Origin of the sequence: Lawsonibacter asaccharolyticus (assembly GCF_022453915.1) — a bacterium.
Lineage (GTDB): Bacteria > Bacillota > Clostridia > Oscillospirales > Oscillospiraceae > Lawsonibacter > Lawsonibacter asaccharolyticus.
Map to the genome: position 1 here is coordinate 1,137,596 of NZ_CP091870.1, position 19,558 is coordinate 1,157,153.

General features: G+C 62.5%; 15 protein-coding genes. 5 read left to right on the forward strand and 10 right to left on the reverse strand.

Annotation, left to right across the window (positions count from 1 at the left end; all coding sequences use genetic code 11):
* Window positions 1-9 precede the first annotated feature (9 nt).
* Window positions 10-1,260, reverse strand: coding sequence for a sodium/glutamate symporter (gltS, locus tag L9O85_RS05305; RefSeq protein ID WP_108981453.1), 1,251 nt, complete (start codon window positions 1,258-1,260; stop codon window positions 10-12).
* Window positions 1,261-1,449: 189 nt separating this feature from the next.
* Entirely contained in the window at window positions 1,450-4,530 is a 3,081-nt protein-coding gene (locus L9O85_RS05310; RefSeq protein WP_301579786.1) for a BTAD domain-containing putative transcriptional regulator, read from the reverse strand.
* A gap of 189 nt (window positions 4,531-4,719) precedes the next feature.
* Here L9O85_RS05310 and ftcD point away from each other — a divergent pair, with 189 nt between their 5' ends.
* A complete protein-coding gene (gene ftcD, locus L9O85_RS05315) occupies window positions 4,720-5,619 on the forward strand; it encodes a glutamate formimidoyltransferase (RefSeq protein ID WP_050624477.1) in 900 nt (299 codons plus the stop codon).
* Between the two features lie 63 nt (window positions 5,620-5,682).
* On the opposite strand, the gene L9O85_RS05320 is transcribed toward ftcD, so the two are convergent.
* The 3 genes from L9O85_RS05320 to L9O85_RS05330 form a co-directional block, all read right to left on the reverse strand.
* Entirely contained in the window at window positions 5,683-6,813 is a 1,131-nt protein-coding gene (locus L9O85_RS05320; protein ID WP_050624478.1) for a DUF4317 domain-containing protein, read from the reverse strand.
* Between the two features lie 36 nt (window positions 6,814-6,849).
* On the reverse strand, window positions 6,850-7,311 hold the full coding sequence (locus L9O85_RS05325; protein ID WP_050624481.1) for a helix-turn-helix domain-containing protein: 462 nt from the start codon (window positions 7,309-7,311) through the stop codon (window positions 6,850-6,852).
* A gap of 77 nt (window positions 7,312-7,388) precedes the next feature.
* Window positions 7,389-8,270, reverse strand: a complete 882-nt coding sequence (locus tag L9O85_RS05330) for a LysR family transcriptional regulator (protein ID WP_050624482.1) — start codon at window positions 8,268-8,270, stop codon at window positions 7,389-7,391.
* A 368-nt stretch (window positions 8,271-8,638) separates the two neighbouring features.
* On the opposite strand from L9O85_RS05330, the gene L9O85_RS05335 reads away from it, so the two are divergent.
* From L9O85_RS05335 to L9O85_RS05350, 4 genes are all read left to right on the forward strand, one after another.
* A complete protein-coding gene (locus L9O85_RS05335; RefSeq protein WP_108981451.1) occupies window positions 8,639-9,487 on the forward strand; it encodes a transketolase in 849 nt (282 codons plus the stop codon).
* Window positions 9,487-10,431, forward strand: a complete 945-nt coding sequence (locus L9O85_RS05340; protein WP_050624484.1) for a transketolase family protein — start codon at window positions 9,487-9,489, stop codon at window positions 10,429-10,431. Before L9O85_RS05335 ends, L9O85_RS05340 begins: the two co-directional genes overlap by 1 nt.
* A 75-nt stretch (window positions 10,432-10,506) precedes the next feature.
* Window positions 10,507-11,187, forward strand: a complete 681-nt coding sequence (locus L9O85_RS05345) for an aspartate/glutamate racemase family protein (RefSeq protein WP_050624485.1) — start codon at window positions 10,507-10,509, stop codon at window positions 11,185-11,187.
* Window positions 11,188-11,241: 54 nt separating this feature from the next.
* A complete protein-coding gene (locus L9O85_RS05350) occupies window positions 11,242-13,074 on the forward strand; it encodes a thiamine pyrophosphate-binding protein (protein WP_108981450.1) in 1,833 nt (610 codons plus the stop codon).
* 356 nt (window positions 13,075-13,430) lie between these two features.
* Here the strand turns inward: L9O85_RS05350 and L9O85_RS05355 are convergent, their stop codons facing one another.
* From L9O85_RS05355 to L9O85_RS05375, 5 genes are all read right to left on the reverse strand, one after another.
* Complete coding sequence (locus L9O85_RS05355) at window positions 13,431-14,192, reverse strand: cyclase family protein (RefSeq protein WP_242850335.1); 762 nt, start codon at window positions 14,190-14,192, stop codon at window positions 13,431-13,433.
* An 83-nt stretch (window positions 14,193-14,275) separates the two neighbouring features.
* Window positions 14,276-15,268 (reverse strand): sugar ABC transporter substrate-binding protein, encoded by a 993-nt coding sequence (locus L9O85_RS05360; protein WP_050624487.1) that lies wholly within the window; start codon window positions 15,266-15,268, stop codon window positions 14,276-14,278.
* Between the two features lie 140 nt (window positions 15,269-15,408).
* A complete protein-coding gene (locus tag L9O85_RS05365; protein ID WP_050624488.1) occupies window positions 15,409-16,203 on the reverse strand; it encodes a response regulator transcription factor in 795 nt (264 codons plus the stop codon).
* Window positions 16,196-17,983, reverse strand: a complete 1,788-nt coding sequence (locus tag L9O85_RS05370) for a sensor histidine kinase (protein WP_256183363.1) — start codon at window positions 17,981-17,983, stop codon at window positions 16,196-16,198. The genes L9O85_RS05365 and L9O85_RS05370 overlap by 8 nt, the downstream gene beginning before the upstream one ends.
* Window positions 17,984-18,214: 231 nt before the next feature.
* The gene (locus tag L9O85_RS05375; protein ID WP_050624490.1) at window positions 18,215-19,528 is read right to left on the reverse strand and encodes a serine dehydratase subunit alpha family protein; all 1,314 of its coding nucleotides are present in this window, start codon (window positions 19,526-19,528) and stop codon (window positions 18,215-18,217) included.
* Between the last annotated feature and the right edge of the window lie 30 nt (window positions 19,529-19,558).

The following is a 19,558-nucleotide window of genomic DNA, read 5'->3' on the forward strand; positions in this document are numbered from 1 at the left end:
TTGAAAGGATCAGCCCACCAGATTAGAGGCGGCGGGGACAAAGAACTTGATGAAAGCGATGGTCTGGGGCTGATAGATGAGGTCCACCAGGAAGGCACCCACGATGGGGACCACCATGAAGGCCCGGCTGGACATGCCGTACCGCTCAGTGACGGCGGTCATGTTGACAATGGCGGTGGGGGTGGCGCCCAGGCCGTGGCCGCACAGGCCGGAGCACATGACAGCGGCGTCATAGCTCTTGCCCAGGATGCGGAAGATCACGAAGTAGGACACCGTAACGATGAACACCACCTGGCAGATGACGATGAGAAGCACGCCGCCCATCAGGCTGGCCAGCTCCCACAGCTTCAGCGTCATCAGGGCCAGAGCCAGGTACAGGTTGAGCATCACGTCGCCGATGCCGTCCACCAGGGGGAAGGAGAACTTGTAGAAGTGGAAGGTGTCGTTGAGGTTGCGGACGATGACAGCCACGAACATGGCGCCCACATAGTTGGGGAAGGACATCCCGATCAGCTTGCTGACCCATCCGGACACCATGGTGCCCAGGGCCATGCACACGATGATGACGACCACGTTCTTGATGACGTCCAGAGCGGAGAGAGGCTCCTTGCCGGCGGCATTGACGCTCTTGATATCATCGTAGTTGGCCTGATGCTCCTCGGGCTTCAGGTCATACTTGACGATGAGGCGGCGGCCCAGAGGTCCGCCCACAAGCACGCCGGAGATCAGGCCGAAGGTGGCGGCGGCGGCGCCCACGCCCATAGCGGCGGAGTAGCCCAGGCTCTCAAAGGTGGAGCCGTAAGAGCCGGCTGCTCCGTGGCCGCCGATCATGGAGATGGCGGAAGACAGCAGGGCGTAGGGGGCCTCCAGACCTACCGCGGTGCCCACTGCGATGCCGATGATGTTCTGGAAGATGGAGATCACACCGGCGCACAGCCAGTAGACGATCAGCAGGATGCCGCCCTTCTTCAGCAGGGAGAAGCTGGCGCCCAGACCCACGGTGGTGAAGAAGGCCAGCATGAAGGGGTCCTGGAAGGTGTTGGTGAAGTTGAAGGTAAAAGTACCGGTGGTGTGGCCGGCGAAGGTGATGAACATAAAGATGAAGCCGCCAATGACGGGAGCAGGGATACAGTACTTGGCCAGGAAGTTGACCTTGTTTTTGATCGCGTAACCGATCAGCAGAAGAATGGAAGCCATTGCTAGGGTCATGATTGCGTCGGTGTTGATGTTGAGGACGTTTTCCACAGTTTCAAATGACATAATGTTACCCTCCCATTGATTCTCTTTTTTCCTCGGACCGCTCTCCTTACGGACCGAAACACTGCCCCGGCTCGTCCGACCTCCTTTCGCCAAAGCAGAATTGGACATTACAAGTACCACTATAGTCACGAAGCATCTAAGAAACGTCTAATTTTAAAAAATAGGAGGAAACTCTGTTGAGACGGAAGCTCATTCCGCCATAAAATGCTTGTTTTTGCTGTACAGCTCAGAGGCACGGTACCGCTGCTGGGTGGCGATGCCGTTGCGCAGGCTCTGGGAGAGCTGCTCCGCCTCGAATACGCTGGGGACGCTGGAAAGCAGGCGGACCCCCTGCCGGGCGTAGCTCTCCGGGGAGTAGGTGAGCAGAGGGGCGAGGGGGGAGCCCGTCCGCTGCTCCAGGTCCAGCCGGCTGCGGATGTGCATGGAGACAAAGTGGAGGATGACCCCCTCCAGAGGGGAATTCAGCCGCTGCTGGCAGGACTGGGCATCGGCCAAGCTGACCGCCGCCCGCTCGTAGTCCCCCTCCATGGCCTGATAATAGGCGGTGTAGGCTGCGGCGGCTGTCCGGCCCCACAGCTCGCCGGAAACTTTCGCGTTGTCATACCCATGCTGAAACAGCTCACGGGCCCTGGGATGGTCCTCCAGGGCAAAAGCGGCCCGCCCGTAATGGACATAGACCCAGACGCCGCCGGGCCAGGGCAGGTCTCCCAGCAGGGAGAGGGCCCGCTTATAGTAGGAGCAGGCGTCGGCGTACTCCAGCCGCTGGCGGCAGACCCGGCCGTAGTCACAGTAGACGGCCGCCAGCTGGAGCCGGACCGCGGTGGAGCGGGGCTGTCCCCGCAGAGCGTCCATGGCCTCCAGCAGATAGTAGCGGCTCTTGTCATAGGCGCCCTGGAGACAGAACAGGCCGCCCCGAAGCCGCTGGAACTGGGCTTGCTGGACCGGGTCCCGGGTGCGCTCCAGCAGGCGCATGCCGGTGGCGGTGTAGCGCTCCACCTGTTCAGTGGCCTGGCGGTAGAGGGCGGAGGAGGCCAGCAGGTAGCAGGCCCGGATGAGCACCCCCGTGTCGGGGTGGATGCTGCCGCCGCTGAGGGCGCCCAGGATATCGCTGCCCCGGGCGCTGTCCCCCTGGAACAGGGCGATGCGCCCCTGGATCAGAGCGGTGGCCAGCTCCAGACGGCTCAGGACTGCGGGGTCCGCCCCCTCACGGCGCAGGGCGGACAGCTCCCGCAGGAACTGCTGGGTCTGCTCCTCCAGCTCCTCTGGGGAGCGGGGGGCGGGAGCGTCTCCCCCCAGGGGGGAGAAGGGCTCGAAGGCCCGGGAGCTGTCCAGATCACAGGCCCGGATGCGGTACTCCAGAGCACGCAGGCGGCTGCCGGCCAGCTGAAAGTGGCGGGCGATCTGGCGGCAGGCGCCCCCCTCCTGGGGTTGCTCCCCCTGGGAGAGCAGCTCGGCGGCCTGGAGGTGGAGGGGCTGACGCTGGGAGTAGGAGAGCCGGTCGTAGACCAGCTCCCGGATGCGCTGGTGGGCAAAGCGGTAGGTGGGGTCCCCCTCGGTGTGGTGCTCCAGGATGATGCCCCGGCCCCGCAGCTCGTCCAGACCGGCGGTGAGCAGGCGGTCATTCTGGTCCATCAGCTCCAGCAGCAGGCGGCTGGGCACCTCCTCGGAGAAGAGGGAGATGAGCTCGGCCACCTGGAGGGCCGCTCCGGACAGGCCGGAGAGCCGGTCCATCAGGATATCCCCCAGGGTCTGGAGGGTGGCCTCCACATCGCCGCTGCGGCGGTAGGCCTGGGTCAGCTCGGTGAGCAGATAGAGGTTGCCTCCGGTCTCCCGGTGAAACTGGGGAGCCATGCGCCGGGCGGCCTCACCGCCCAGCTCCCTGCGGAGCAGCTCCTCTGTCTGTTCCGGGGTGAGAGGGGGCAGGCGATGGCGGCGGAGCAGGCCGTCCGCCTCCAGCGACTCCAGCCGGGCCAGGGCAGAGGGGGAGAGGTCGTCCCGGGCGGTGAGGATGGTCATCAGCCCCCTGCCCTCCAGGCGGCGGAGCAGGCCGTCCCCCAGACGCAGGCTCTCCTCGTCAGCCCATTGCAGGTCCTCCAGCACCAGGAGCACCTTTTTCCGGCGGGTGACAGCGGAAAAGAGGAGCAGGAGGCTGTCCTCCAGCCCCTGGTCCCACTGGCGCAGCGCCCGGGCGGAGACTCCGCCCGGCCAGGCGTTCTCAGAGCGGAAGAGAGGGAACGCCTGGCCTAATCGGACCTGGACCGGGACCGGGAGGGAGAGCTGCTCCTCCTGGATGAACTCCCGCAGGGACAGCAGGATGCGGTCCCAGGGGGCCAGAGGGAGGCCCTCCTCCGACTGGAGGCAGCCGCACCGCAGCACCAGCAGGGCGGACAGATCGGACCAGCGGAGGAAGTGGCTGATGAGCTCGCTCTTGCCGGAGCCCACCTCCCCGATGAACAGCTGGGAGCAGCGGCGCACCGCCCCCTCGGCGAAGGAGCCCGCCGCCGCCCGCAGGGCGGCATAGAGGGTCTCCCGTCCCACGGGGACCTGGGGCGCCTCTGCCTCCCCGGGGGCCTGGGTGGTGTCGTTCCACTGGTTCATGATCTCGTAATAGAGCATGGTGGTGCTCTCCAGGGGGTCCACACCCAGCTCCTCGGAGAGCTGCTCCTTCAGCCGCTGGTACACCTGGGCGGCCCGGGAGTACTTCCGGGCCGCCCGCAGGCGCTCCATGAGGAAGGCGGCCATGGACTCGTCAAAGGGGTCCTCCCGCAGATACTCGGTGGCCCAGCGGGCGGCCTCCTCCGGGTCGCCGGCCTCCAGGGCGGCCTGGGCCTGCTGGGCCAGCCGGCCCAGATACTGCTCGTGGAGCTTCTCCCGGGTGCGGTCCAGCCACTCGTCGAAGGAGAAGGCGTGCTTGACGGCGAAGCCCTGGAGGAAGGGGCCTCGGTAGGCGGAGAAATCCCCCCGCTGGGTGAAGCGGTCGTAGTCGCAGTCCACCTCCCAGGCGCTGTTCACCACCACCAGGGACTTCTGGGGGGAGAGGAGAAAGTCGCCCCCCAGGGTCTTTTTCAGCGTATATAAGGTGTTGCGGAGATTTTTCAGGCCGGTGGCCTCGTCGCAGCTCTCCCACAGCAGAGAGATGAGCTCCTGCCGGGTGGCGCTGCGGCGCACCAGCATGTAGTACAGCAGGGCGTCCGCCCGCTTGAAGGGAAAGGAGACCGGGACCCCGTCCAGCGTGACGCTGGGGGTCTGGAGCATGGTCACATTGAGCATCAGAAAGCCCCCCTCTTTGGTCTGGGTCCAGTATATCGGATTTGGGGCCGGGTGTGCAACTGTTCCCGGGCAAAAATTTGCCGGGGACGCGTTTTTGCCTTGCCAGGGGGAGGGGAAAACACTATAATAATATAAAAAGGTAAAAGAGGGGGGCGTCCCCGTGGCCCAGGACAGAGAGAGGAGAGAGACATGAAGCTGGATAAATGGATCGAATCCGTCCCCAATTTCAGCGAGGGGCGGGACCTGAAGAAGGTGGAGCGCATCGTGGACTCCTTCCGGGCCAAGCCGGGAGTGAAGCTGCTGGACTACTCCACAGATCCAGACCACAACCGCTGCGTGGTGACGGTACTGGGCCAGCCGGAGCCCCTGAAGCGGGCCATGGTGGAGGCCATCGGCACGGCGGTGGAGCTGATTGATATGACCCGGCACGAGGGGCAGCACCCCCGCATCGGCTGCGTGGACGTGATCCCCTTCATCCCGGTGCGGGACTGCACCATCCAGGAGGCGGACCAGCTGGCCCGGGAGATAGCACAGGAAGCCGCTCTGCTCTACGGACAGCCCTTCTACCTCTATGAGAAGTCTGCCACTGCCCCCCACCGGGTGGACCTGGCCAACATCCGCAAGGGACAGTTCGAGGGGCTGGCGGAGAAGATGAAGGACCCCCTGTGGAAGCCGGACTTCGGGCCGGATACCATCCACCCCACTGGCGGGGCCACCGCCATCGGGGCCCGGATGCCTCTGATCTGCTTCAACATCAACCTGGACACCCCCAATGTGGAGATCGCCCGGCAGATCGCCCGCCGGGTGCGGAACATCGGCGGCGGCCTGCACTATGTGAAGGCCATGGGCATCGCCCTGGAGGAGCGGAACCTGGCTCAGGTGACCATGAACCTGACCGACTACACCAAAAGTTCCATTTACAGTGTCTTTGAGATGGTGAAGATGGAGGCCCGGCGCTATGGCGTCCGGGTGGTGGGCAGCGAGGTGGTGGGCATTGTCCCCATGAAGGCCCTGCTGGACTGCGCGGAGTACTACCTCCAGATCGAGGACTTCTCCTCCGAGCAGGTGCTGGAGCTGCATATCGAATAGACGGACAAGCAAAAGGAGCGGCCCCTCTGGAACAGAGGGGCCGCTCTCGCTTTTTCGACAGTTTCAGGAGATCTGGATGCTGACGCCGTTGACCTCCACGCCCTCGTTGGCCCGGATGAGGATGTACCGGGTGCCCTCAATCATGCGGGTCTCCACCAGGTCGCTGCGCTCCGGGTTGACGTGGATGGTGACGTCGGGAGTGCGGACCTCCAGCTGCTTGGGGTCCACCAGATTGCGGGGGCTCAGGCCGGCCTCCGGGCCGAAGGCCTGGTCATACTGGGCCTCAAAGGCATCCACATGGGGGGCGGCCACGCCGCAGGAGGACAGGACGGACCGCACCTCCCCCTTGGAGAGCAGGAGGGGCTGCTCCTCCTTGCTGGCCTTGTGCTCTTCGATCATGTCCCGCAGCTGGCTGTGGACGGCCTGGACCACGTGATAGCTGCAATCCTCCGCCAGCGTCTCCCCCAGGAGGGACTCAAAGGTCTCCTTCTGGACGGCGGCAGGCATGGGAGGAGGGGTGCGGAACAGGGCGTCAATGAGCTCCGGGTGGTTCTCCCCGATGTCCCGGGAGTAGTAGAGGGCATTATAGAGGTTGGTGGTGCGCTCGTCAAAGGCGGGGAAGAGGAAGCCTGCCTCCGGCGGAGAGACGACCCAGTCCGCCTTCAGGTCGTGGAAGGCATTTTCATAGACAAAGTAGCTCAGGGCGGGCTTGGTCAGCTTCACCGGGCAGATGGAGCACAGGATGTAGGAGAACACCTGGTCGGAGGCGTCGTCCATCCGCTCCCCGTCTTTGGCCCGGTAGGGGACGTCGTAGGTGTCGTGGGCCAGGAGGATGAGATAGTTCCCCTCCAGGGTGAGGGAGGAGATGACCCGCTGGAACAGGGCCTGCACGGCCTCTTCGTCCGCCAGGGAGGAGCCCCGCAGGGCCATGAGGAGCCGGTGCTCCTCGCTGTCCACCACCTGCTGGGTGGAGAAGGTGATGTCCGCCAGGTTTTTGCCCAGGGTGCCGGACAGGGTGCGCCGGAGGATGGCCAGCAGCTTTTCCGACTCCTCCTGGGACATCAGCCCCAGGGACTGGTCGAACTGGGAGACGATCTCCCGATTTTCATTGACATAACATCCGCGGATGTGGGAGATGCCGCTCCTGTCCGGCCGAAACCGGCGGCGGATCTCGGAAATTTCCTTTTCGTTCATAGAGACTCCTCTTCTGTACAGATTTCAGGCCGGTGCTCACCGCTGCCGGGCCAGCTCCTTGCGGACGGCCTGGGTGAGGATATCCTGCCCCTCAGGGGAGCGCAGGGCCTCCTGTACCGCGGCGCGGATCATATCCTGAAACGCCTTGCTGTGGAGGAAGGCGTCAAACACCGTGCCCTGGTCCTGGCCGGCGGGGCCGCTCTGGGGGACGGGCCGGGCGGCGCGGCGGGGCGGGGGAGCGGGCTCCTCCTCATCCTGGAAGCCGCCGTCCATCCAGGTCTCCTGACGGGTGCGGTCGTTGCTCTCCCCCCGGAGATAGAAGAGGGAGACCCCGAAAAAGGCGGCCATCTTCTCCTGCTGCTCCCGGGTGGGGGTCTGGCGGCCGGTCTCGAACTTTTCCGCCGCATTTTTGGGAAAGCCCAGGGCCTGGGAGAGGGCGGGGCGGCTGAGACCCCGTTCGGTGCGCAGGGCTTCGATGCGCTGTGCCAATGTGATCATAGAAAAGACCTCCTCAGTGGAATGGCTCTATTATACAACAAGAGGGACAGGGGGAAAAGAGGAAAAGAAGGGGGCGGTCATTTGACCCACTCCCGGGCGAACTGGACTGCGGCGTCCACCAGGGGGGAGGCCGCGTCCCGGCGCCAGGCCACCCCCACCTCCTTGACGATCCGCTCCTCCAGTTTGATCTCCCGGACGCCGGAGAGGGTATGGGAGCGGAAGTCCTCCGAGGGCAGAAAGGCCACCCCAAGCCCGCCCTGGACCATGTAGAGGCTGGTGGTGGGACTGCTGGAGCGGCAGACGATGTCCGGCTCAAAGCCCGCCCGGCGGCAGGCGGTGAGGCACAGCTCCGCGGCCACCTGGCCGGTCTGGTGGAAGATGAAGTGCTCCCCCCGCAGCTCCCGCAGGCTGACCTCCTCACGACCGGCCAGGGGGTGGACACGGGGGACCGCCAGGGAGTAATGGTCCTCCCCCAGCTTGACGAACTCCAGGCTGGAGGCCAGCTGGGACAGGGGGCGGTTGAGAAAGGCCAGATCCACCTTCCGGTCCAGCAGCAGCTCCAGCAGCCGGTGGGTCCCCTCCTGAACGATGTTCACCGAGATGTCGGGGTAACTGCCGCAGAAGGCGGAGAGCATGCCGCCGAAGTTGATGCACTGGAGGCTGGTGATGATGCCCAGGTTGAGGGAGCCCTTGCGCAGCCCGGCATAGAAGGACATCTCAGCCTGAAGGGCCTGGGCACGCTGAAGGATCTCCCTGGCCCGGAGAACAAAATCCTTGCCCGCCTCCGTCAGGGTGGCACCCCGAGGATTGCGGGCGAAGAGGGCCACCCCCAGCTCCTTCTCCAGCTTGGCGATCTGCTGGGACAGGGCGGGCTGTCCCACGTGGCAGGCCTGGGCCGCCAGGGAAAAATTCCCCGAATCGGCCACGGCAAGCACATAGCGAAGCGTGTAAAGTTCCATATGGTTTCATGCCTCCGATCAATGGGATGGCCGCCAGTCCCCGCGGCGGGCGGAGCGGGCGGCAAAAGCGTTTTTTCAGACCAACAAAATAGAGAGCATCTGTTTTGTGCAAAATGTCAAATCAAAAGGAAAAGCGGGGGCTCGTTCCAGAGTGGAGAAGGGCTGCCAAAGCTCAGTATCCGCTATTTTCCCGGATTTGTCAAGAAAGTTTGGGGCTGCGATATCATTTTTAATGATACCAGCTGTCACAAACAAGAATTGGACTTTTTTCGCCGGCGGAGGTAGTCTATGGGCGAAGAAGGAAACAGGCCCCCGGCAAAAGGCTGGGAGCCAGGGAGAACAAAAACTGATGTAGAAAGGATTGAACGATGGTGAACCACAACTACTTCACCCAACGGGATGTGGAACGGCTGGAAGAGCAGGCCGTCCAGATCCGACAGGACATCATCTCCATGATCCACGCCGCCAAGGCTGGACACCCCGGCGGCTCTCTCTCCGCGGTGGAGATGGTGACCGCCCTGTACTTCCACGTGCTGAATATCGATCCCCAGAACCCCCGCTGGGCTGACCGGGACCGCTTCATCCTCTCCAAAGGCCACTCCTGCCCGGTGCTCTATGCGGCACTGGCCCGCCGGGGCTACTTCGACCCCAAGGAGCTGAACACCCTGCGTCAGTACCACTCCATCCTCCAGGGCCATCCGGACATGAACAAGACCCCCGGCGTGGACATGACCGCCGGCTCCCTGGGCAACGGCCTGTCCGTGGGCGTGGGCATGGCCCTGTCCGGCAAGCTGCATCACCAGGACTACATGACCTACGTCATGCTGGGTGACGGTGAGATCCAGGAGGGCATGGTCTGGGAGGCCGCCATGGCAGCCAGCCATCACGACCTGAAGAACCTGGTGGCCATCGTGGACTGCAACGGCGTCCAGATCAACGGCTGGGTCAATGACATCATGACGGTGGAGCCCCTGGCTGACAAGTGGCGCGCTTTCGGCTGGAAGGTGGTAGAGGTCAACGGCCACAACATGAAGGACGTGCTCACCGCCCTGCACACCGCCAAGACCATGCGCCACCCCACTGCCATCCTGATGCGCACTGTCAAGGGCAAGGGCGTCTCCTTCATGGAGGACGACTCCGTCTGGCACGGCTCCGCGCCTGACGACGAGCAGATGGTCAAAGCAATTGCGGAAATCAAGGAAGGGGGCGTTGTGTAATGGCAAAGACTCTTGCCACCCGTATGGCCTTTGGACAGGAGATCATTGAGATCGCCAAGACCAACGAGAATTTTGTGGTTTGTAACGCCGACACCAAGACCTGCGGTCTGGAGAAGTTCGGCAAGTATTTCCCCGAGCGGGAGTTCTCCTTCGGCATTGCCGAGCAGAACCTGGTGGCCGCCTCCGCCGGCATGGCCGCCTGCGGCAACAAGGTGTTCCTGGCCACCTTCGCGGTGTTCGCCTCCATGCGGGCCTGCGAGCAGGTGCGTACCTTCGTCTGCTACCCCAACCTGAACGTCACCGTCATCGGCACCCACGCCGGCCTCCAGGTGGGCGGCGACGGCGCCACCCACGCCGCCATTGAGGACGTGTCCATCATGCGCTCCTTCCCCAATATGACCGTGGTGCAGCCCGCCGACGCCGTGGCGGCCCGGGCCCTGGCCCATGCGGCGGTGGATTTCACCGGCCCCCTGTACGTCCGTCTGCACCGCAACCCGGTTGCCGACCTGTATGACCCCGCCACCTACAAGTTCGAGTGGGGCAAGGCCAACACCGTGGTGGACAACGGCAGCGACATGACTATGATCGTCTCCGGCATCCTGCTGAAGAAGGCGCTGGACGCGGCCGCCATCCTGAAGGAGCAGGGGATCGGCGTCCGGGTGCTGGACATGGCCACCATCAAGCCTCTGGACAAGGAGGCCGTGCTGAAGGCGGCCGGCGAGACCGGGGCCATCATGACCATCGAGGACCACTCCATCTTCGGCGGACTGGGCTCCGCCGTGGCTGAGGTGGTGGTGGGCAACTGCCCCGTACCCATGGAGATCGTGGGCATCCAGGACCGCTTTGGTGAGTCCGGCGACCCGGAGCTGATCTACAAGGACCACGGCATGGACGTGGACTCCATCGTGGCCAAGGCCAAGGCTCTGGTGGCCCGGAAGGGTTAAAAGAGACAGGCACTTCGGACAGGGCGCTGTCCCTGCCCGAAGTGCAGAAAAATGTGAGAAAGGATGAACCCAACTATGGCAGCACCTCATGTGTGTATTCTTCAGACCAGCTTCGCCAAGCGGGAGGACACCGTCGCCTTCCTGAAGGAGAAGGTCCCCGGCGTGCGGGTGGAATTCATCACCGACAGCACCCTGCTCACTGATGTCCGGGCCAATGGCGGCCCCAGCCAGGCGGTCATCGACCGGATGACCCTGTACGCCAAGGCGGCGGAGATCTCCGGTGCGGACCTGATCGTCAACTCCTGCTCCACTGTGGGCGAGGTGGCGGACATCTACGCCAAAGAGGTCAACGTCCCCGTGATGAAGATCGACCTGCCCATGGCCCAGGAGGCCGTTCGGCTGGGCACCAAGATCGCCCTGATCGCCACCCTGGAGACCACCCTGGGCCCCAGCCAGCGGCTGATCGAGAAGGTGGGCGCGGAGCAGGGCAAGAAGATGGAGTGCACCCAGTACCTCCAGAACCCTGCCTGGGATGCTCTCCAGGCCGGCCACCCCGAGGAGCACAACCGCATCCTGATGGAGAGCATCCGGGAGCTGGACAAAATGGGCTATGACGCCATCGTGATGGCCCAGGTGTCCATGCGCGCCCTGCTGCCCGACCTGAAGGACGTGAAGACCCCCCTGCTGTGCAGCTTCTTCTCCGGCTACGGTGCCATCGCCGACAAGCTCAACGAGATCGCGGCGCAGAAGCAGTAAATCCCCCCTGAAATTCGGAAGACCGAGACAATCAAAAAACGGAGGAATCGAACTATGAGCAAGAAACTGGTATCTGACCTGTTGGTGGACTACCTGGAGCGCCGGGGCGTCACCAAGCTGTTCGGACTGTGCGGCCACACCGTCATCGGCATGCTGGACGCCCTTTCCCGCAGCAAGAAGATCGAGTACATCGGCACCCGGCATGAGGCCATTGCCTCCACCGCGGCTGACGGCTACGCCCGCATCACCCACAAGGCCTCCGTGGTCATGTGCCACCTGGGCCCCGGCCTGACCAACGTCATCACCGGCGTGGCCAACGCCTCCCTGGACTCCATCCCCATGGTGGTCATCGTGGGCGATGTGCCCAGCTATTACTTCGGCCGTCACCCCCATCAGGAGGTCCAGATGCATGAGGACGGCGACCAGTACAGCATGCTCAAGCCCGTGTGCAAGCGCAGCTGGCGCGTGGACGATGTGGAGGCCCTGCCCTACATCCTGGACAAGGCGTTCCGTCTGGCTGAGGCCGGCCGTCCCGGCCCCGTCCTGGTGGACGTGCCCATGGACATGTTCTCCCGTGAGATGGACGAGGAGCTGTGGGCCCGCACCTACAAGGACAGCCACGAGACCCTGAAGCCCGCCCTGGACCCCGCTGCCGCCAAGGCCATCGCCAAGAAGCTGGTGGAGGCCAAGAACCCCGTCCTCCACGCCGGCGGCGGCATCCTGCTGGCTCAGGCCTCCGAGGAGCTGGCCGCTCTGGCCGAGTTCCTGGATCTCCCTGTGTCCCGCACTCTGGCCGGCCAGGGCTGCCTGTCCGACCAGCACCCCCTGATGATCGGCCAGACCGGCTTCTGGGGCCTGGAGTTCACCCACTCCCTGACCACCAATGCCGACGTGATCCTGGGCCTGGGCACCCGCTTCGGCGAGGCCGACAGCTCCAGCTGGTATCAGGGCGTCACCTTCGATCCCGATAAGACCACCTTCCTGCAGATCGACATCGACCCCAACGAGATCGGCCGCAACTACCCTGTGGAGATCGGCGCTATCGGCGACCTGAAGATCGGCCTGGCCCAGATCCTGGAGGAAGTGAAGAAGATCTGCCCCAAGGGCAAGAGCAACCCCGAGCTGCGGGCCCAGATCGCCAAGGCCAAGGCTGCCTTCAAGGAGAGCAACGCGGCGATCTCCAGCGACGGCCGCTTCCCCATGACTCCCCAGCGCATCCTGAAGGACGTGAAGGAGGTCATCCCCGAGGACGCCATCATCTTCACCGATGTGGGCTGGAACAAGAACGGCGTGGCCCAGGAGTTCGATATCACCCTGCCTGGCACCATCCACCACTCCTCCGGCCTGGCCACCATGGGCTTCGGTCCCTCCGCCGTCCTGGGCGGCAAGCTGGCTGCCCCCGATAAGATCGTGCTGAACCTCACCGGCGACGGCGGCTTCGGCATCAACCCCTCCTGCCTGGCTGCCGCCGTGGAGCACGGAATCGCCTGCACCTGGGTGGTCATGAACAATGCCGCCTTCGGCACCATCGCCGGCCTGGAGAACGCCAACTACAAGACCAAGTTCGGCACCGTGTTCTATGACGCCAACGGCGAGCGCTACACCCCCAGCTGGGCCGACGTGGCCAAGGCCTACGGCGTGGACTCCATCTGCATCTCCTCCGCCGACGAGTTCAAGCCTGCCCTGGAGAAGGCCATCGAGGCCAACAAGGCCGGCAAGCCCTTCCTGGTGGAGGCCCCCATGGAGAACATCGTGGTGCCCACCCCCGGCTGCTGGAACATCAACGACATTTACAGTCCCAACGAGCTGGTCAAGGAGGGCAAGCTGGTCAAGAAGGAGAACGGCCAGTACGTCGCCCCCAGCCACTCCAAGTCCCACGACGCCTGATCGGGACATCCTGTTTGCTACCTGTCTTCAATCCTCTATATCAGCCGAAGGGCCGCTCCATCTGGGGCGGCCCTTCGGCTCAGTTTGCTGAAAGCCTTTTTTCAGAGAAGATGTTTTGGGATCGGGCGGGGGAGTTCGAGGGGGCAGAAGTCCGCCTCGAATGGAAATCCCAACCCCCGCTGCCCTTGCTCCGCAAGGGGGCGGCGAGCAGAGCGAGGCGAGGGCTTTTCCGCCCTGGACGGGGCGGAAAAGGATCGGGATGCCGGCTGAGGGAAAAGTCCTCCAGGGACTCTTTTTCCTCAAACTGAAGGGCCGCCCCAGATGGGGCGGCCCTTCAGCATTTGTACTGCAAAGTTTTACGGATAGAGTGCCAAGATCCGGGTCCAGACGCCGGTGGCACCCTGGGAGTTGGGGAAGGTGCCGATGGTATAGCAGCGGTCGGCCTCGATGTCCCCCAGGTTGCACACGTTCTCTACCACGCCGACGCCGTTGCCCAGGAGGATCTGGTGGCTCTCGGTGGTGGTGGTGTCGGGAGAGATAGACTCCATGGCGATATAGCGCACTCCCTTGTCCACCATATATTGGGCAGTCTCGGGGAGAAGATAGGGGTAGTTGGTGATATACTCGTCGGGATCAGTCTCCCAGAGGGCGTCATGGCCGGTATGGAAGAGGACAGCCTCACCGGACTGGATCTCTCCGTTCTCCTCCTCCCAGGCTTTGACATCGTCTACTGTGATGCCGTAGGAGCCGGCGGGCACATCCAGCTTTACTACACAAGCGGGGCCGATCAGAATGAGAGGGTCCACGGTGTCGATCCCACCGCCAGTCTCGATGACATGATAGGGAGCATCCATGTGGGTGCCAGTGTGGACGCAATAGCTGAGGACCTCCAGGTTGTGCAGTCCGCCGTCTACGCCGATACGGCCGAAGAAGTCAGACTGGGGGAGCTGGAGAGAGGGGTCCGCCGGCATATCGGCTTCTTGAAGATGAGAGATGTCGACCACCGTGTACTGGCTCAGGTCCATGCCCAGGGAGGCTGGCTCTTCGGCTTGAGTGGAACAGGCGGAGAGGGACGCCGCAATGGCGCCGGTCAGAAGGATCGCAGTCAGTTTTTTCATCGTAATTCTCCTTTCAATCTGGTCCGGAAGGTGATATGAAATCTTCCAGGGGCCCGCTGGAAGGACTTCATCTTGAAATGGCTCTACCAGGGAAGATCCTGGTCCAGATACCACTGGGCGTTTTCCCGCGTGATGATATCGGTTTGCTGATAATTGGAGAAGGACAGAGGCTCGCCGTCCAGGTAGCGGCAGATCTCTTCTACGGCCTCCAGCGCCATATCGGGATATTGAATGACAGTGCCGTCTATGCCGCCAGCGGCGATCTCCTCCACCACAGAACGCTGGCCGTCGATGCCCACCAGAGCCACCTCTCCGGCCAGCCCCCGGCGGACCAGAGCCTGGTAGCAGCCCTCGGCCATGAGGTCATTTTGGCAGATGACCCCATGGAGATCAGGGTAAACATTGAGGCAGTCATCCAGGATGCTCTCAGCGTTGAGGCGGGAGAACTCCCCGTTATAGGTGCCCAGGAGACGGATGCGGGGCTCCTGAGAGAGTACCTGGGTGATCCCCTTGTCCCGGTCTACGGCGCCGGAGGAGTTGGGAATGCCGGTGAGGTAGATCACGTTCCACTGGGCGGCGTCAGGAAAATGCTCCTCCAGAGCGGAGATGAGCAGCCGGGCGGCCTGTTCCCCCATGGTGACGTGCTCAGCCCCCACATATCCGATGGTGCGGGAGAGGGAGGAGGACTCTACCCGGTTGTCCAAGGTGAGGACCGGGATGCCGCGGTCGTTGGCATACTGGATCGCGGGAAGGGGGCCCTCCATGGTATAGGGGATGAGGATGATCCCGTCCACAGGATCATCGATCAGATTTACCAGGTCCTGATTCTGTTTCTCCTGGCTGTTTTCCCCATCGCACAGGATCAGCTCCACAGATCCCTCGGAGAGATCGAACTCCTCCAGAAGCTGAAACATAGCGCTGCGGAAGAGCAGGCTGGTGGTGGGAAAACTGACGCCGATCCGGTATGATCCCTGATCCGCCTCCTGAGAGGCGGGCGAGGAGGATGGGGGAAGGGACGTCCGGCAGGAGCAGAGCAGGAGAGCGAGGGTGAGAAAAAGCGGTGTCAGCGGTCTCATGGCAGAGTGGTCCTTTCTGGTAATATGGCCATTCGCCCCCTTTAAAAGTTTGCTTTCTCTCTCTACCAACATTGTATCAGAAACTTTTTCAGGGTAAATGGGGCAATCTTTCATTTTGGTGTGTTATTTTATGCCTTCCCTCAGAACAGATGGCTCTCCCGGTATTCCCGCGGGGTCATCCCCACCTGCTTTTTAAAGACCTTCATAAAATGCTTCACATCCTGATATCCGACCTGGGCGGCGATCTCATAGATGCGCCTGTGGTAGTCCAGAAGGGCCTCCTTGGCATGCTGGATGCGGAGAGCGGAAAGATATTCGGAAAATCCCATCCCTTCCACCTCGGCAAACAGCTTGGAGAGATAGGTGGGGGTGAGATACACCAGGGCGGCAGCGGAATTCAGGGTGATGCGCTGGGTGTAGTTTTCCTGAAGATACTCCTTGACCTGCTGGATGAGCAGGACCTTGCTCCCGCGGGGCTGGGCGTTCTCGTGAAAAGAAGGAGGTTCCGGTCCGGGCTCTTCCAGAGGGACCGGGTCGTCAGGGCCGCGGGTCTGATCGATGCGCTCGATGCATTTGAAAACAGCTTCAAAGAGCTCGTCTTCGGAGGCGGGTTTGAGCAGGTATTCCACCACCATCCCGCTGGAAAGCATTTTCCTGGCCGCTTCAAAGTCACTGTAACCGCTCAATGTGATGACCTTTGTAGAGCTGTGCCGGAGGACCAGCTCGTCCAGGAGCTGAAGCCCGCTGAGGCCGGGCATTCGGATATCTAAGATGAGAATATCGGGCTGATGTTTCAAAAGCAGGGCCAGGGCCTCCCAGCCGGTGGAGGCCTGATAGAGGGGACGGATGTTCAGCGTGTCCCAGGAGATATCCTCCAGGATGTGCCGGCGGGGGATCTCCTCGTCATCAGCGACTAATAAAGAATAGTTAGACATGGGGCTCTCTCCTTTCCAGAGGGATGCGAAAGAAAACACGTGTGCCCGCACCGGGGCGGCTCTCTATGTGGATATCCCGGGGCCCATAGGCAATGCAGAGCTGCTCATGGATATTGCGCAGAGCGAAGCTCCGCCCCTGGATGGGCCCCTCACCATTGATCTGACGCAGCAGGGGCCCCAGATCCTGGGGCGAGATCCCGATGCCGTCGTCGGCCACCTGAAAGAAAAGCATGTCGCCTTCTTTTTGAAATGTGATCTCGATTCGGTGCTGCGCGGGGCGTTTTTCAAAACCGTGGACGATGGAATTTTCCACAATGGGCTGAAAGAGATATTTGAGTGCCACAAACTGCTCCATCTCCGGGAAACGCTGGATCTGAAAGACAAGCGAGCGGCCGAAGCGCATCTGCTGGAGCTGGAGATAGCTGCGGAGCAGGTCGGCCAGCTGGTCCAGAGGGAGCTTGTCGCTGCCCTGAGAGAGACTGATCCGGAAATATCGGGACAAGGTCAGGATCATCCGGGCAGAGGTGTCCGCGTGTTCATGGCTGGCCTGGCTGTAAATGGTGTTCAGAGTATTGTACAGGAAGTGCTCGTCCATCTGGGACTGGAGAAACGAAAGCTCAGCCTGCTTTCGGAGCAGCTGCTGGACATAGATCTCGTCGATGAGCTTTTGCAGCCGTTGGATCATTTGGTTGTACCGGTGGAAGAGCAGGCTGATCTCATCCCGCTGGACCGGGACTGGAGCCTGGGCGAGTGTGCCCTGCTCCATATCGCTCAGATGGCTCATAAGGGCGGAAATGGGCCTCACCACATACCGGTACAGGATCAGACTGCCCAGAGAGATGCCCAGGGCACCGCACAGCAGGGCAAGGAGAGAGAAGGCCCGAGCGCCGCCGGAGCCGGAGAGGACGATATCTTCCGGGACACAGGAGAGATATTTCCATCCGCTCTCTACGGCGTTATAGTAGGAGATCAGATAGTCGGTGCCATCCTCCTGGTAGGAGTAAGTCCCATACTGGCGGTTTTGCGCAAAAGCCTGGGAAAAGCGGCTGTCTTGGCCAATGTTCTGGGACGTGGAAAGCGTGCTCCCATAGGAGAGGAGCACCTGTCCTGCATAATTGCTGATCCAGACAGAACCGGAGTACAGCTCCAGAGCGGAAAGAGCGGTCTGCCAGGCGGAGTCCTTCAGATTGCAGATCAGGATGCACTTTTCCTGCTGGGCAGGACCTGAGACCGGCCGGATATGGGAGAGCATCCGGCTGCCTCCGCCGGCGGAGGGGAGCAGGTGCCAGACGATGGGGGACTCAAAAACATCGTAGTACATCTGGTACAGCTGCTGAGCATAGTGGTGGGAAAAGGAGAGCTCCTTCTGCCCGGGCAGCATGGTAACCACTGTCTCTGTCTCGGGAAACATGAGATAGATGGAATCCAGGGTGCGCAGCTGGCCCACATACTGGCTCAGAGCCAGGGAGAGCTGGCTGCGTGCTTTTTGGCGCTGGTCAGAACCGGCATCGGCCTGCTGGTATTGGGAGATCAGAGAGAGAAAGCCGGGGTCCTGACTGATCTCCCGGCTGAAATCACTGACCTGCTCCATCACATCATCCATCAGGAGAGAGGCCCCGTAGAGGTTGGTATAGATCAGATTTGATGTTTGACTCAGCATATTTTTTCGGGTCAGCTCCATGGAATAGTGCCAGAAGACCACGATGGGGACCAGAAGGACGAGAGCGATGACAGCAGGGATGCGGAAGCGGATGCTGCGGTACCAGGAAATCTGTTTCATAGGCTTCCTCCAGCAATAGAGTGGTCTTGTTTGTGTTCTATTATAGGTATTTTCCGGCGCACCGGCAAGAGAAATCGTACCGGTGAGAGAAAAGGGCCGGACGGCGAAAGCCGCCCGGCCTCAGGCTGTTGAAAGAGTCCCCGCTAAGGTGGGGGTGGGAGAAGGCGGGGAGAATAAGACCGCGGCCGGACAGGATGCTCCCGTCCGGCCGCGTATCGTCTGGGGACAGCTTCAGTTCCCCAGCATGATGTTCAGGATCTCTACGTCGGTGCTCTTCATACCCACCCGGCCCATGCGGCCCACTGCCGCGATGGTGTCCTCCGGGTCCTCCATGGTCATGCCCTCGCCGGGCTGGAAGACGTTGCCTGCCAGGCTCAGCTCCAGGGCCATCAGGGCGTTCTCCACCGCCAGGCCGATCTTGGCCGCACAGCTGGCCTTGGCCCCGTCGCACACCATGCCGCCCAGGGTCTCGATGCTGTTGGTGATGGTGTCGCAGAGGATCTGATAGATCCGCTCCTGCTCCCCCTTCTGGCGGAGCATCATATAGGCCACGCCGCAGGCGGCCCCGGTGGCGGCGCTGGTGGCGCCGCAGTAGGCGCTGAGGCTGCCGATGTACTTCTTCTGATGCACGCTGATCAGATTGGCCAGCACCAGGGCGCGGAGGATCAGCTCCCGGTCCGCCTGCCAGGCCCGCCCATAGATGACGATGGGCATGGTCACAGTGATGCCCTGGTTGCCGCTGCCGCTGTTGATGACTACCGGCAGGGAGCATCCGCTCATCCGGGCGTCGCTGCCTGCGGCGGCGGCGGCCCGGGCCTGGAGGCGGACACGGTTCAGCCCGCTGGCATTCCCCGCGTTCTCCATAAGGATGCGGCCGGTCTCCACACCGTAGTTGCCCTTGAGACCCTCGTCAGAGATGGCGGTGTTATAGTCGATCTGGCGGCCGATGAGCTCCTCCACATCCTCCATTTTCACCGTGTCCGCGAATTCCAGGATGTTGGCCACATTGAGGAGCATCCGGTCCGGACCGCCGCTCTGTTTTTTGCAGCTGGGGTCGGGGCGGCTGTCCAGCAGGACCGTGCCGTCCTTCTTCATGTAGGTGATGTTGTTGTGGTGCTCCTGGATCTCGATCTCAGCGGAGTGTCCGCCGCCCTCCAGCTCCACCACGATATACAGGTTGTCCACGTCCTCCACCAGCTCGCAGGTGCAGAAGCCCTCCTTCACCAGTGCCTGGGTGGTCTGGATATCCGCCGGCGTCACGGTCTCCAGCACGGCCAGCTCCCGGTCCGGGTCTCCGCCCACGATGCCCAGGGTGGCCGCCACGTCGATGCCGCGCATACCGCCGGAGTTGGGGACGATGACGCCCTTCACGTTTTTGATGATGTTGCCGCTGCACCGGACCCGGCAGTGCTCTGGCATTACGCCCAGCAGCTGCCGCGCCTTGGCGCCGGCATAGGCGATGGCGATGGGCTCGGTGCAGCCCAGGGCCACCAGCAATTCCTCCCGAAGGATGCCGAGGTGATTCTGATAAAGTGCTTGATCCATGCTGTATCGCTCTCCTATCTGGGGTGGTAT

Excerpts from the sequence above, each read along its gene's own strand:
- L9O85_RS05310 (WP_301579786.1), bottom strand. The coding sequence starts at position 4,530 with ATGCTCAATGTGACCATGCTCCAGACCCCCAGCGTCACGCTGGACGGG.
- L9O85_RS05340 (WP_050624484.1), top strand. The coding sequence starts at position 9,487 with ATGGCAAAGACTCTTGCCACCCGTATGGCCTTTGGACAGGAGATCATT.
- L9O85_RS05330 (WP_050624482.1), bottom strand. The coding sequence starts at position 8,270 with ATGGAACTTTACACGCTTCGCTATGTGCTTGCCGTGGCCGATTCGGGG.
- L9O85_RS05370 (WP_256183363.1), bottom strand. The coding sequence starts at position 17,983 with ATGAAACAGATTTCCTGGTACCGCAGCATCCGCTTCCGCATCCCTGCT.
- L9O85_RS05345 (WP_050624485.1), top strand. The coding sequence starts at position 10,507 with ATGGCAGCACCTCATGTGTGTATTCTTCAGACCAGCTTCGCCAAGCGG.
- L9O85_RS05320 (WP_050624478.1), bottom strand. The coding sequence starts at position 6,813 with ATGAACGAAAAGGAAATTTCCGAGATCCGCCGCCGGTTTCGGCCGGAC.
- ftcD (WP_050624477.1), top strand. The coding sequence starts at position 4,720 with ATGAAGCTGGATAAATGGATCGAATCCGTCCCCAATTTCAGCGAGGGG.
- L9O85_RS05365 (WP_050624488.1), bottom strand. The coding sequence starts at position 16,203 with ATGTCTAACTATTCTTTATTAGTCGCTGATGACGAGGAGATCCCCCGC.
- L9O85_RS05335 (WP_108981451.1), top strand. The coding sequence starts at position 8,639 with ATGGTGAACCACAACTACTTCACCCAACGGGATGTGGAACGGCTGGAA.
- gltS (WP_108981453.1), bottom strand. The coding sequence starts at position 1,260 with ATGTCATTTGAAACTGTGGAAAACGTCCTCAACATCAACACCGACGCA.
- L9O85_RS05325 (WP_050624481.1), bottom strand. The coding sequence starts at position 7,311 with ATGATCACATTGGCACAGCGCATCGAAGCCCTGCGCACCGAACGGGGT.
- L9O85_RS05350 (WP_108981450.1), top strand. The coding sequence starts at position 11,242 with ATGAGCAAGAAACTGGTATCTGACCTGTTGGTGGACTACCTGGAGCGC.
- L9O85_RS05375 (WP_050624490.1), bottom strand. The coding sequence starts at position 19,528 with ATGGATCAAGCACTTTATCAGAATCACCTCGGCATCCTTCGGGAGGAA.
- L9O85_RS05355 (WP_242850335.1), bottom strand. The coding sequence starts at position 14,192 with ATGAAAAAACTGACTGCGATCCTTCTGACCGGCGCCATTGCGGCGTCC.
- L9O85_RS05360 (WP_050624487.1), bottom strand. The coding sequence starts at position 15,268 with ATGAGACCGCTGACACCGCTTTTTCTCACCCTCGCTCTCCTGCTCTGC.